At 72.0% G+C, this 12,846-nt stretch carries 13 protein-coding genes; 10 read left to right on the top strand and 3 right to left on the bottom strand.

All coding sequences use genetic code 11. The features are described from left to right. The coding region (locus CCN72_RS02095) for an amino acid adenylation domain-containing protein (RefSeq protein WP_143664024.1) at positions 1–1,481 on the bottom strand (1,481 nt) is incomplete at its 3' end. A gap of 204 nt (positions 1,482–1,685) precedes the next feature. Here CCN72_RS02095 and CCN72_RS02090 point away from each other — a divergent pair. The 10 genes from CCN72_RS02090 (at position 1,686) to CCN72_RS02045 (ending at position 11,707) form a co-directional block, all read left to right on the top strand. After that, positions 1,686–2,450: an alpha/beta fold hydrolase gene (locus CCN72_RS02090; protein WP_158101312.1), complete on the top strand. Its 765-nt coding sequence runs from the start codon at positions 1,686–1,688 to the stop codon at positions 2,448–2,450. Then, positions 2,447–3,685 carry an MFS transporter gene (locus CCN72_RS02085; RefSeq protein WP_086806081.1) on the top strand — a complete coding sequence of 413 codons (1,239 nt, stop codon included), beginning with the start codon at positions 2,447–2,449 and terminating at the stop codon, positions 3,683–3,685. The genes CCN72_RS02090 and CCN72_RS02085 overlap by 4 nt, the downstream gene beginning before the upstream one ends. Before the next feature lie 48 nt (positions 3,686–3,733). Then, the gene (locus tag CCN72_RS02080; protein WP_086806080.1) at positions 3,734–4,810 is read left to right on the top strand and encodes a thioesterase domain-containing protein; all 1,077 of its coding nucleotides are present in this window, start codon (positions 3,734–3,736) and stop codon (positions 4,808–4,810) included. Between the two features lie 26 nt (positions 4,811–4,836). Beyond that, positions 4,837–5,331, top strand: coding sequence for an SAM-dependent methyltransferase (locus CCN72_RS02075; RefSeq protein ID WP_086806079.1), 495 nt, complete (start codon positions 4,837–4,839; stop codon positions 5,329–5,331). Between the two features lie 144 nt (positions 5,332–5,475). Further along, the gene (locus CCN72_RS02070) at positions 5,476–6,942 is read left to right on the top strand and encodes a coproporphyrinogen-III oxidase family protein (RefSeq protein ID WP_086806078.1); all 1,467 of its coding nucleotides are present in this window, start codon (positions 5,476–5,478) and stop codon (positions 6,940–6,942) included. Between the two features lie 2 nt (positions 6,943–6,944). Continuing rightward, entirely contained in the window at positions 6,945–8,006 is a 1,062-nt protein-coding gene (locus CCN72_RS02065; protein WP_143664023.1) for a PLP-dependent transferase, read from the top strand. Next, complete coding sequence (locus tag CCN72_RS02060; protein ID WP_086806076.1) at positions 8,000–9,085, top strand: hypothetical protein; 1,086 nt, start codon at positions 8,000–8,002, stop codon at positions 9,083–9,085. The genes CCN72_RS02065 and CCN72_RS02060 overlap by 7 nt, the downstream gene beginning before the upstream one ends. After that, positions 9,075–9,839: a class I SAM-dependent methyltransferase gene (locus CCN72_RS02055; protein ID WP_086806075.1), complete on the top strand. Its 765-nt coding sequence runs from the start codon at positions 9,075–9,077 to the stop codon at positions 9,837–9,839. The genes CCN72_RS02060 and CCN72_RS02055 overlap by 11 nt, the downstream gene beginning before the upstream one ends. An 11-nt stretch (positions 9,840–9,850) precedes the next feature. Further along, positions 9,851–11,176 (top strand): ATP-grasp domain-containing protein, encoded by a 1,326-nt coding sequence (locus CCN72_RS02050; RefSeq protein ID WP_086806074.1) that lies wholly within the window; start codon positions 9,851–9,853, stop codon positions 11,174–11,176. A 48-nt stretch (positions 11,177–11,224) separates the two neighbouring features. Next, complete coding sequence (locus CCN72_RS02045) at positions 11,225–11,707, top strand: SAM-dependent methyltransferase (protein WP_085566558.1); 483 nt, start codon at positions 11,225–11,227, stop codon at positions 11,705–11,707. Between the two features lie 47 nt (positions 11,708–11,754). Here CCN72_RS02045 and CCN72_RS39880 read toward each other — a convergent pair whose 3' ends face one another. Together CCN72_RS39880 and CCN72_RS02035 are read right to left on the bottom strand one after the other, a co-directional pair. Further along, the gene (locus CCN72_RS39880) at positions 11,755–12,321 is read right to left on the bottom strand and encodes a response regulator transcription factor (protein ID WP_086806073.1); all 567 of its coding nucleotides are present in this window, start codon (positions 12,319–12,321) and stop codon (positions 11,755–11,757) included. Then, entirely contained in the window at positions 12,311–12,814 is a 504-nt protein-coding gene (locus CCN72_RS02035) for an aminotransferase class I/II-fold pyridoxal phosphate-dependent enzyme (RefSeq protein ID WP_279630213.1), read from the bottom strand. The genes CCN72_RS39880 and CCN72_RS02035 overlap by 11 nt, the downstream gene beginning before the upstream one ends. Positions 12,815–12,846 lie beyond the last annotated feature (32 nt).

Here is a 12,846-nt window from a genome sequence, read left to right as displayed (position 1 = left end):
CCTGCGGCTGCCCGCACGCGCCGTACGACGTCCGGTACGGCGTGCGCGGGCAGCCGCAGGGACAGGGAGCGGCGCAGCAGCACCGGGTCCTCGTCCGTCTCGGCGGCGGAGGTGTAGAACAGCGCGAGCCGGTCGTAGTTGCCCAGTTGGCCGGGGACCGGGACGGCCACGCAGTGGGTGATGCCTGGCAGTTCGGCCGCGTGCGCCTCGATCTCCTCCGGCTCGATGCGATAGCCGCGGATCTTGACCTGGCGGTCGGTGCGCCCGGTGAAGTGGAGGACTCCGTCGGCGTCCTTCAGCCCGTGGTCGCCGGTCCGGTAGAGGCGGATGCCGGACGAGGGGTGCGCGGTGAAGCGCGCGGCGGTGAGGTCCGGGTCGCCCAGGTAGCCGAGCGCCAGCCCCGCGCCGCTGACGCACAACTCGCCGGTGACTCCCGGCGGGCACTCCCGCCCGGCCTCGTCCAGCACATGCACCCGGGTGCCGGGGACCGGGCGGCCGATGGGGACGCCGTGCTCGGCCGCGCAGTCCGCCGCGGTGATGGGGTGCACGGTGGCGAACACACAACTCTCCACCGGGCCGTAGCCGTTGAACAGCCGGGTGCCGGGGTGCGCGTCGAGGAACTGGCCCACATGCGCGGCCGACAGCCGCTCCCCGCCGATGTACAGGCCGCGCAGGCCACGGAAGCAGTCCGGGTCGATCTCGGTGAACAGGTTGAACAGGGAGGACGTGAGCCAGGCGGTGTCGACCCCGCAGGTGTCGATCAGCTCGCGCAGGGTGTCCGGCAGGAGGTAGTCCTCCGCGGCGGTGACACAGGTGCCGCCGGTGGTGAGCGTCCCCCACAGCTCCAGGGAGAAGGCGTCCCAGGACGAGGGGGCCGCCTGAAGCATGACCGTGCCGGGCCCGAACGCGAGGGGCCCCTCCGCCGTGAACAGCCGGGTGGTGGCCGCGTGCGGGGACACCACACCCTTCGGGGTGCCGCTGGTGCCGGAGGTGAAGAAGACGGTGGCGGGGACGTCGGAGGGCCCGTCGTAGGCATGGAACCCACTCGCGCCGTGGGCGGCTGCCGCATTCGCGAACTCGTCGAACCCGGACGGGGGTTGCCACACCGGCCACGGTCCGAACCGCTTCCCGGAGGCTTCCTCCGCCGTCTCCCCGGAGTCCGTCACCAGCACAGGACCGCCCAGTTGCCCGAGCACGGACTCGATCCGCTCCCGGGGCCACCGCGGATCCAACGCGGCGTATCCGGCACCGCACTTGAGTACCGCGAGCAGGGAGACGTACAGCCGGGCCGAGCGCGGCAGCAGGACGGGGACCAGCGTGCCCGGACCCGCGCCGGCCGCCGTCAGCTCGGCCGCCCAGGCGTCCGCCGCCGCGTCGAGCGTGGCGTAGTCGAGCCGGGTGGAGCCGTCCACCACGGCCAGTGCGTCCGGCCGGGTCCTGGCCCGGTGTGCGACCGCCCGGTGGACGAGGCCGACTCCCATGGAAATCCCTCCGGTTCCGAGACGGTACGAGGACCGGGCCGACCGGAATTCCGGCAACCCGCCACCGATACTCCGCCCCCTTCACTCGCGATGTCACGTACCCGAATCCGGGGACAGCGCCCGGAGTTGACTTCATGGGCCATGGAATCGGAATCTGACGGGGCCGGGCAGCCACCTCGGCTTTCCACAAGGGGGTTGATCTCAATGAGCGTTGCCGGACCGGAAGACCGTGTTCTTCCCACACCGGCCCTGGCGGGACACGGCAGTGGTGTCCAACTGCTGGACTACGACGCCGTTCCCGGGCGCTCCGGAGCCGGCGGCGCCCCGGGCAGCATGCTCCTGCTGCACGGATTCGGCGGCGACAAGACCCAGTTGAGGCCCATCGGGGACGCCCTGTGCCCGCCCGGTTCCGTCGCCGTCCACCCCTCGCTGCGCGCCCACGGCGCCAGCCACCAGCCGGCCTGGGGCTACTCGGTACTGGACTTCTCCGCCGACCTGCACCGCGTCGCCGACATCCTCCCGGACGAGGTGCACCTGGTCGGGTACTCGTACGGCGGCCTGGTGGCGGCCGTCTCCGCGGTCACCTGGGGAGCCTCCCGGGTCCGCAGCCTCGTCGTGATCGACCAGTCCTTCGACGCGCACCCCGCGCTGCACGAGGCCGACGAGTGGGCCGAGGGCAGCCTGCTGCGCTGGACCTACGACTTCGGGCATCTGCCGGACCTGCTGGAGCGCCTCGGCGTCCCGGTGCTGGTCCTGGCCGGCGCCGGCAGCCGCAACATCCTGCCCGACGAGCGCGAGCGCCTCGCGGCCCGCGGCGGCGGAATGCTCCGGCTCGAAACGATCCGGGGATCGCATGCCGACTGCTATCGCAACACGGCCGAGATCACCGCGGTGATGCGTGATTTCTACCAGAACGGATTCCCCGGGATTCCCGGCAGGGAAATCGCCGAGGAGGGCGAAGTCGCATGAAATCCCGTCTTGTCGAGGAAGGCCCCGCCCGCACCCTCGTGCTCGGCACACTCGCCAATTCCCTCGGAAACGGCGTCTTCGTGACCTGTTCCGCCCTCTATTTCACCCGGATCGCGGGATTCACCCCGGCCCAGCTCGGTCTGGGCCTGAGCATCGCCGGCATCGCCGGACTGTTCGCGGGCGTCCCCTTCGGACACCTCGCCGACCGCCGGGGCCCGCGCGGCACCGCGGCGGTCCTCCTCGTCCTCGCGGGCCTCGCCACCGGCGCCTATCTGCTGACCGACGCGTACCCGCTGTTCATCGTGTTCGCCTTCCTGTACGCGCTGTTCGACCGCGGCGCCTACGCGGCCCGCCAGGCACTGATCCCGGCCGTGCTGGAGGGCGAGAACCTGGTCCGGGTCCGCGCCAAGATCCGCGTCGTCACCAATGTGGGCGTCTCGGCCGGCGCCGCGCTCGGCGGCCTCGCCCTGCTGTGGGACACCGGAACCGCCTACCGGCTCACCTTCCTGCTCAACGCGCTCAGCTTCGTGGCCTGCGGCCTGGTGTTCCTGCGGCTGCCCGCCGTACCGCCCGCCCCGCAGCGCCCGCCGGGCGAACCGCGGCTCGCGGTACTGCGCGACACCCCGTACGCGCTGCTCGCCGTGCTCAACATGGTGATGCAGCTGCACATCCCGATCCTCGAGGTGATCCTGCCGCTGTGGATCGCGCTGCACACCGGCGCCCCGCACGCGCTCACCGCCGTACTCCTCCTCCTGAACACCCTCGCCTGCGTGGGCCTCCAGGTCCCCGTGACCAAGAAGATCGACGAACTGCGCTCCGCCGTCCGTGCCTTCCGCGTCGCCGGAGTCGCCCTGCTCGGCTGCTGCGCGGCCTTCGCGCTCTCCTCGGGCCGCGGCCCCTGGGCGGCGACCGTGATCCTGGTGGTGGCCGCGGCCCTGCATGTGTACGGCGAGATGGTCCAGTCGGCCGGCTCCTGGGTGATCGGCTACGAACTCGCCCCGCCCACCAAACAGGGCCAGTACCAGGGCCTGTTCAACACCGGCATCGCGGCGGTGCAGATGTTCGGACCGGTCTCCCTGACCCTGCTCCTCATCGACTGGGGCACCCCCGGCTGGCTGACCCTGGGCGCGGTGTTCCTGGTCGGCGGCCTGGCGATGGCACCGGCCGTGCGCTGGGCCGAGCGCCGCAGGGCCGCTTCCACGGAAGCCGCCCCCGCGACGGTCACCGCCGCCTGACCGGCCACCCGCATCACATCCCCTACGACACACCGGACGAGGGAGACGATGACTCACCCCAACCCGACCACGGAACCCGGGCGCGACGGAGTGGAACTCCAACTGGCGGACGTGTGGCGCCGGTTGCTGGGCCGCGACGACGTCGGCATCCATGACGACTTCTTCTCGCTCGGCGGCCACTCGCTGCTCGCCATCAAGCTGACCGTCGAGGTGCGCAGGCTCTTCCAGGTCGACCTGACCGCCGCCGACCTGCTCGCCGCGGCCACCGTCGCCGAGCTCGCGGAGATCGTCCGCCGGGGCACCGCCGACCGGCAGGGCCGGCTGGTCCGCATCCAGCAGGGCACGGACCGCAGTCCGGTGTACGCCCTGCCGCCGGTGTCCGGAACCGTGCTGCTCTACCCGCCCATCGCCCGCGCCATGGGCCTCGACCAGCCCTTCTGGGCCGTCCAGTCGCTCGGACTGCTGCCCGGTGAGGAGCCCCTGACCTCGATCGAGGAGATCTCCGAGCACTTCATCGAGCAGCTGCGCACCGTCCACCCCGAGGGCGCCGAGTGGAACCTGATGGGCTACTCGATGGGCGGACTGCTCGCCTACGAGACCGCCCGCCGCCTCAAGGAACGGGGCGAGCGCGTCGGACTCGTCGGCCTGCTCGACACCCGGATCACCGTCGAGCCCAGCGCCGACCCGGACTTCGCGCTGCGCGCCCTGCTGTGGCGCGGGCTCAAGCTGGAGCTGGACATCGACTGGCTGCGCGGACTGGACCCGGACGCCCGGGCGAGGACCCTGGTGGAACGGGCCGTAGAGGCCGGCACCATGCCCGCCGACTTCGACGCCGACCGGCTGCGCCGCATGATCGACATGTACCAGTTCAACCTGGACGCCCTGGCCGCCTACGCGATCAAGCCGTACGACGGCCCGGTCACCGTCTTCCGGGTCACCGACCGCTCGATGGAGGGCGGGACGCTCCCCGAGGACCTGGGCTGGAGCGAGGTCGCCGAACGCGCCGTCGTCGTCGACGTCCCCGGCGACCACTTCACGATGGTCGAGCCCGGCCAGGTCGAGGTCCTGGGCCGCCGGCTGCGCGAACAGCTCGACCTGGCGTCCGCGCCCGCCGTCGCCTCCTGACCGCCGCGACCCGCAGAGGAGCACCCGTGCAGGATCCGAACGGCACCCCGACCTCGTACGTCCTCCGGCCCATCGGTGTCGTCCGCTCGCCCCGCAGTGTGCCCGAGCACGACCACTGGGGCGAGGTCACCTCCGTCATCGAGCTGGACCCGGAGCGGCTCGCGCCCGAGGCCGTGACCGGCCTGGAGCGGTTCTCGCACCTGGAGATCGTCTTCCACTTCCATCTGATCCCCGAGGCGGCGGCCGTCACCGGCGACTGCCATCCCCGGGACCGCACGGACCTGCCGCGCCTCGGCATCCTCGCCCAGCGCCTGAAGGAACGCCCCAACCGGCTCGGCGTCTCGCGCTGCGAACTGGTCCGGGTCGACGGCCTGACCCTGCACGTCCGGGCGCTGGACGCGCTGGACGGCACCCCGGTCCTCGACGTCAAGCCGTACCAGAAGCTCTTCGCGCCGCGACCGGACACGGTCCGCGAACCGGACTGGCTGCACGAGGCGATGTCCCGGTACTACGCGCCCTGAGCACTACGCGCCCTGAGCACTACGCGCCCTGAGTACTACGCACCCTGAGCACCACGCACCTGACGAACAGCACGCTCCTCGCGCCATTTCGCACCGCCCGGCGCGGCCACAAGCCACCCGGGCTCCCAACAGCCAAGGAGTCCCATGTCTGTCACCACCACCGACGGCACCCCGGTCGATCTGGAGCTCAACCTCGGCCGCCTCCTCGACCGCAACCCCCAGCTCCAGATCCCCCGCGACGAGTACAACATCAACGTCACCTCGAACGAGGGCGACCGGCTCGGCGCCGACGAACTCGCCGCCGAGTACGGCCGGTTCCCGGGTGCGGGACACCCCGCCCACCTGTACTTCCATCTCCCGTTGTGCAACTACATCTGTCACTTCTGCAACTACGTCAAGCGGCTGGTGCCACGCGGCAAGGAGGACGGCGCCCTGCGCCTGTGGTCCGACCTCCTCATCGAGGAGTCCCGCCGCTACCTGGACCGCTACGACTGGATACCCCGGGCCCGCATCGAGTCCTTCTACATCGGCGGCGGCACCGCGGCCCTGCTGCTCAACAGCCCCGAGTACATCAGGCCGTTGGTCGAACACGTCCGGGAGAACTACGACCTCTCGGACGAGATCGAGTTCAACATCGAGGGCAACCCGGAGAACTTCCAGCAGCACCACCTGGAGACCGCGCGGGAGCTGGGCTTCAACCGCTTCAGCCTCGGTGTGCAGTCGTTGCAGGACGAGGTGAACGACTTCACCAAGCGCCGCCACTCCACGGCCCAGTCGATCGAGGCCGTCAAGAACCTGCTCGCGACCGGCTGCCCCTTCAACGTCGACATGATGTTCGGACTGCCGTACCAGACCCCGGAGTCGGTGCGCCGCGACATGGAGATCCTCACCGGTCTCGGCGTCCCCACCATCACCATCTACCGGCTGCGCAACGCCGACCGCGAGGAGATGGGCATCGGCAACCGCGCGGTCTGGAACAACCCCGCGGTGCGTGAACGCCTCATCCGCGAGGGCCGGTTCCCCGAGCTGGACTCGACGTACGCGATGCGCCAGGAGGCCGTCGAGGTCCTGCTGGAGCAGGGCTACTACCCGAGCCCCTGCGGCTGGTGGAGCCGGCCCGGCACCTACGAGGGCGGCAACATCCCGCAGACCTCGAAGAACAAGTGGGAGCACTACAACACGATGATCGCGTACGGTCCCGGGGCCTACGGCTGGCTCACCGGCGACCAGGAGGAGTTCCTCCAGACGCACAACATCACCGACATCAGCAAGTACGTGTCGTTCATGCAGAACAACGAGGGCCTGCCGCTCAACTTCGGCCGCCGGCTCAGCGGCCACAAGGCCATCGGCACCGCGCTCGGCTTCAACTTCAAGGCCAACCAGCCGATCGACCTCGCCCGCTACCAGGAGCGCTTCGGCGCCGACCTGCTGGAGATGGAGCCGTTCGCCTCCGCCTTCACCGAGCTGATCGAGCGCGGACTGGTCGAGAAGGTCAACGACGGCACCGCCCTCAAGCCGACCCTGGACGGCGAGGCGCTGCACGAGGAGATCATCTTCCACTACTTCCACCAGCGCATCGGCCTGTCCGACGCGCCCGTGTGCCGGCGGTGACCATGCGCGCTTCCACACCCACGACCAGCGCCGCGACGGCGTCCCCGGCCCCGGCCCACGCGCCGGCCCGCCGCGTCGAGGACGCCTTCGCCGCCCTGCACGGCGCCGACACGGCGCTGCTGGTGCCCGGTGTCGTCGCGGCCACCACGGCCACACTGCGCGCGCTCACCAACCCGGGCGGCCACATCATCGCCTCCGACCAGACCGCCGACCCGCTGCGCGGCGTCCTGACCCAGGAACTCGCGGGTCTCGGCCGCACGGTGACCTTCGTCGACAGCACCGACGCGGACGCCGTCCTGACCGCCGTACGACCCGAGACCCAGGTCGTCTACACACAGTCCCTCAGCGACCCGCTGATGCGCCCGGCCCCGCTCAACGAGCTCGCCATCCACGCCCAGATGAACGACCTGCTGCTGGTCGTGGACAACACCGCGCTGTCCCCGGCCGAACTGCGGCCCCTGGAGACCGGCGCCGTGATCGTCATCGAGGACACGGCGCTCTACCTGGACGGCTGGGGCGATGTCGGCGCCGCCCTCGTCACCGGCCTGGACCGGTACCTGCCGAGGATCGCCGAGCAGTGCGCCCGGCTCGGCGGCGAGGTGCCCGACTGGTCCGCCCATCTGCTCGAACGCTCCCTGTCCACCCTCCAGTTGAGACTGACCGCGCAACGGGACGGCGCCGAGCTGGTCGCCTCGATGCTGCGCGCCCACCCCGCCGTACGGGCCGTACACCGGCCGTCGTTCGACGAGGCGCCCTGGGCACTGGAGACCCACCGGGGCTTCGGCGGGCTGCTGGCCTTCGAGGTCGTACCGGAGATCCACGACCTCACCGGCGTCCTGGCCGCCTGCGACGACGGCCACACCCCCCTCGGCAGCACCGCCCGGCTGCCCGCCCGCACCAGCCACGCCCACCTGAGCGAACGGGTCCGCCGGGAGCTGGGCATCACCCGCCAACTGGTTCGCCTGGCGGTGGGCGTCACCGCAGCCGACGCCCTGTCCGGCCGGCTGCGGCGGGCCCTGGACACCGCCCTCGCACAGCGCAACGGAGGTGACGAGCGATGCTGAACGGCGTCGACCTGCGCGCCCGGGAGTCCCTCGCCGAGCAGATCGGGGAGGACTCCTGGGAGGCCCAGCTGAGCATCGGCGTGGCAGCCCGGTCGGCGGCGGCCGACCGCTGCCGGGTGCGCACCGAACCGATGCGGCTCGGCTCCACCCGGGTGGCCCGCGCCTTCGGCATCGACCAGCGGTTCGGGCCCGGCGCCGACTGCCTCGATCAGCGGTCCGGGTCCGGCACCGCCGACTGCCTCGACCCGGTCGGCTCGCTGCTGGTGGCGCTCGGCGCGTCCGTCGCGGACAGCGTCGTCACCGAGCTGTCCGCCGCGGGCTGCGCACCGGCGCTCCTGGAGGTGCTGCCGTGCGCCGAGTTCACGGCGGACGGCACCGGCAGGATCTCGTACGAGATACGGCTCGACGGCGAGGTCCCGGCCGAGCAGGCCCGGCGGGCGGTGACCGCGGCCCGCGCCCGGGGCACCGCCCATCGCACCCTGGAGGAGCCCAACGACATCAAGGCCGTGGTGCAGAGCGCCCAGGACGTGCACCTCGCCAGCCCGCCCGCCGACCACGACAGCGCGGACGGCGCCGCCGTCCGACGGCGCACGGCCCGGGTGATGTGGGAGATCGGCACCCATGTCCTCGCCGAGGCCGACGGCGTGCACGCCGAGTCCGACCAGCCCAAGCAGCTGTTCGGCGCCGACCTCGCACCCAGCGCCCAGGAGTACTTCCTGGCCGCGCTGGCCGCCGAGGCCCTCGGCTTCGCCGACCCGCGCGCCGCCGCACCCGGCGAACCGGCCGCCGCCGTGCACGCCTCCGGCCGGATCGATCTGCGCGGCCCCTACTCCACGCAGGACGCGCCCGTCGGCCTGCGCAACATCCTCGTCCAGCTGCTGCCCGCCGACCCGACCCGGGCCGACGAGGCCGCACCGGACGCCGTACGCCGCTGGTTCGCCGAGGGCGACGCCCTGCGGCTGGTCAGGGACCCGCACCCGATCGGGGTCCGGCTGGTCCTCGACGGCATCCCGGTCCCCGTACCGCACCCCGAGAACGACCGCACCACCGACACGAAGGAACCGCACCGTGCCCCGTGAATGGGACGCCAAGACGTACGACTCGCTGCCCCTGCCGCACCAGCAGTGGGGCAAGCGCACCCTCGGCAGGCTGGACCTCAAGGGCGGCGAGACCGTCCTGGACGCCGGCTGCGGCACCGGCCGGGACACGGCCGCGCTGCTCGACCTGGTCCCCGACGGCCGGGTGATCGGCGTGGACGGCTCCAGCCGGATGCTCGACCAGCTGCGCACCAAGCTGGCCGACCGGCTGGACCGGCTGGAGATCGTCCAGGCCGATCTGACCGAGCCGCTACCGATCTCGGGCCAGGTCGACGCGATCACCAGCGTGGCCACCTTCCACTGGATCACCGACCACGCGGCGCTGTTCGCCAACCTGGCCGGGCATCTGCGGCCCGGCGGCCAGTTCGTCGCCGAGTGCGGCGGCCAGGGCAATGTCGCCCTGATCAACGCGGCCGTCGGCGAGGTGCTCGGCAAGAAGTCCGAGGACGAGCCCGAGGGCAAGGACAAGGTCTGGTACTTCGGCGGCGTCGAGGAGACCACCGAGCGGCTGCGGGACGCCGGGTTCACCGACATCGACGTCAACCTGCTGCCCGACCCGGCGCGGCTGGAGCCCGGCGAGCAGCTGTGGAGCTACCTGGCCACCGTGGTCCTCGGCTCCCACCTCGACAAGCTCCCCGAGTCCGACCACGAGGACTTCGTGCGCGCGGTCGCCGCCCGGCTGCCCGAACCGGTCGTCGACTACGTTCGGCTCAACATCACCGCCCGCCGGGCCTGACGGAGGCACCCATGGCACACTCCGCACTCCCCGCCCTCCTGGTCGTCCACGACCGGGGCTCCGCCACCGCCTGGCGCATCCTCTCGGCGGCCCGCGGACTGTGCCGGGTGATCTTCCTGTGCGAGCCACAGAACCCGGCGTACCGAGTCGAGTTGGAGCAGATCGGCGGGCACGCCGAGATCGCCGACACCACCGGACTCGGCGAGGCGGAGATCTGCCGGCTCGCCGAGAGCCTGGACCCCGCGGGCGTCATCACCTTCAGCGAGCACCGGCTGCGCCTGACGGCCGCGATCGCCGAGCGCTGCGGACTGCGCTTCCACTCCCGCGCCACCGCGGCGGCCCTCACCGACAAGTACCGCCAGCGGCAGGCCCTTTCGGACGCCGGCGTCCAGCACACCGGATGCGTCCTGGTCCGCGACCCCGATCAGGCGGCCGCCGCGCTCGCCCGGCTGGGGACCCCTGCGGTCCTCAAACCGCGGCACGGCGCCGGCAGCGTGGACACCTGCCTGATCGACTCGGCCGACGAACTCCGCGCCCGCCTCGCCGAGTTCACGGCGGACGGCGAACGCGAGTTCGTCCTGGAGGAGTTCCTGCCCGGGGACCCCGTCCGGACCGGCCCCGGCTGGGCCGACTTCGTGTCCGTGGAGTCCCTGGTCGTCGACGGCGAACCGCGCACCGCCGCGATCAACGGAAAGCCGCCGATGGTCCCGCCGTTCCGCGAGACCGGCCATGTCCTGCCGGCCCCGGTGCCGGCCGAGACCGCCACCGAGGTCGAACGGCTGGCCCAGGCGGCGGTACGGGCCCTCGGCATCCGGCACGGCATCACCCACACCGAGATCAAGTTCACCCCGCAGGGCCCGCGGATCATCGAGGTCAACGGGCGGCTCGGCGGCTTCATCGCCGAGATCGTGCAACGCCGCACCGGCTACGACATGGTGGCCGCCGCCCTGCGCCTGGCCCTGGGCCTGCCCGTCACCGACCCGGACCCGGCCCGGCTGCACGGGGACCGGGTGACCTTCCAGTACCTGCTGTTCCCGCCCGCCGGCCCGCTGCGGCCCGGCCCGCCCGCGCTCCTCGACGACCTCGGGGACCTGCCCGGCGTCGACCTGGTCGACGTCTCCCCGCCCGCCGACTGGCACACCGACTGGCGCCGGGGCACGCTCGGCGCCATCGGCACGGTCTACGGGTCGGCCGCCGACCACACCGAGCTGAGGGCGCTGATCGGCCAACTCGCCGAGCGACTGGACCAGTTCTGGCGCGATCCGGACGTACCGCGTACCGGCGCGCCACGGCTGATCGATACGGTGGACAACCCGATCGACCTGTCGATCCATTGACGCGTCGACCCCTGTACCTGTCGACCCTTTGAACGAAAGGCGCTACTCATGCCCGAGAACAGCACTCCCGCCGAGGTGATCTCGATTCCGGTGGGCCGGGTGGTCGGCGGGCGCGCGGAGGTCCGTGACGACGACTGGGGCGGCGAGACGGCGGTCATCCGCCTGGACGCCGACCAGTACGGCCCCGAGGCCGTGGCCGGCCTGGACTCCTTCTCCCACCTGGAGGTCGTCTACCACTTCGACCGCGTGCCCGTGGAGAAGATCGAGACCGGGGCCCGGCACCCGCGCGGCAACACCGACTGGCCGCGCGTCGGCATCTTCGCCCAGCGCGGCAAGAACCGCCCCAACCGGATCGGCGTCTCCCGCTGCCGCCTGATCAAGACCGACGGCCTCGACCTCCACATCCAGGGCCTGGACGCCGTCGACGGCACCCCCGTCCTCGACATCAAGCCCTACATGAGCGAGTTCGGCCCCCAGGGCGACACCACCCAGCCCGACTGGGCCACCACCATCATGCGCGACTACTACTGACCGTACGACGGTGCCGCCGACGGCGGTGCTGACCGTACGACGGCCTCCTACAGCGGCTGGAGACCGAGCGCGACGCGGGTGAGTTCCGCCTTGTTGCCGATACCGAACTTGGATCGCACCCGCTTCACATACGTGTCCACGGTGTGCTGGCTGATGCCGATGCGCCGGGCCACCTGGCCATGGGTCATCCCCGACGCGATGAACCGGAGCACCTGCTCCTCGCGCGGCGACAGCCCGGCCGGCGCCCGATCGCCGGCGGATACCGGCGCGCGCCGCTCCACGGCCTCGTGCACCTGCCGCAGCACCTGGTCCGGGGTCGCGTCGGCCCGCACCACGACGACGTCCGGCGCGCGCCCGCGCCACACCGCACGGTCCGGCACCTCCTGCGCCAGGGTGTCCTCGACCAGCAGCACCTCGATCCCGGCCCCGGGCTCGGGGAAGCCGTCGGCCGAGGCGAAGACGACCTCGCAGGGCGACTGCGTGGTCAGCAGATGGGTCAGACCCATCAGCACCAGCGGCCGCACCCCACAGATCGCCGTTCTCGTCCCCTGACCGTCGCCCGTCGGAGCCGCTGCCGCTCCCGGGCGTTCGAGCGTGACCGTCTCAGTGCTCATCGGCGCCTTCCCCGTAGATCTTGTTGATGCGTTCGATCGCCTCGGCCACCCGCTGCGGTGGTGCGGCGGTGAAGCAGAGCCGAGCCCAACTGCCGTAGCACGCCCCGAAGTTCCGTCCCGGCGCCAGGCCGACACCGAGCTGGGCACACCGCCGCACGAACCGCTCGCCGTCCCCCCAGGCCCGCAGATCGAGGAACGTGTACAGGCCGCCGGACACCTCCGTGTGCGGCACCTGAAGCGTCGAATCCGCGAGCCACCAGGCCGCCGCGGCCCGGTCCCGGCGCCGGTCCAGCTCTGCACGCGGGGTGCGCAGCGCCTCGTACGCGGCGAACTGCGCCACCGTGGGGACGCCCCCGCCGGTGCACCGCGCCCAGCCGGCCGCGGTCGCCGCCGCCCCCGGCGGACAGACCAGGTAACCCACCCGGTTCCCGGGCATCGCGTACGTCGTCCCACAGCTGTGCGCCGAGAACGTCCGCTCCGCCGCTGCACCGATCCCCGCGATGTCCGGGAACCGGGTGGGTTACC

Source organism: Streptomyces murinus (assembly GCF_002154555.1).
Taxonomy (GTDB): domain Bacteria; phylum Actinomycetota; class Actinomycetes; order Streptomycetales; family Streptomycetaceae; genus Streptomyces; species Streptomyces murinus.
This window is presented reverse-complemented; position numbering and strand designations above follow the sequence as displayed.